Below are 286 nucleotides of genomic sequence, written 5' to 3' on the forward strand. Positions count from 1 at the left end.
TAAATTGCCGCCGATGATATTGATGATGTAGCTGATAACCCAGCCGCCGAGCACCATGTAATAGGCCATGATGCCGAATGCGCCGAGCAGGCCCATCCAGCCTACCAATTTCCAAACTTTGGCAACGGGTTTGCCATTCATTGTGCCGCCAAACGCATCCAGCGCGTTCACGCCTTTACGGCGGCCGATGACGTTTTCCACCAAAATCATCGGAATACCGATGATCAGCATGGCGATACAGAACAGAAACACATACGCGCCGCCGCCGTTTTCACCGACCAAAGAC

At 53.1% G+C, this 286-nt stretch carries 1 protein-coding gene; it reads right to left on the reverse strand.

The window, feature by feature from the left end:
* The coding region (locus ACTHS3_RS17715; protein ID WP_440368731.1) for a sodium-dependent transporter at positions 1-286 on the reverse strand (286 nt) is incomplete at both ends.

The sequence above is a fragment of the Neisseria sp. P0009.S007 genome (assembly GCF_051962515.1).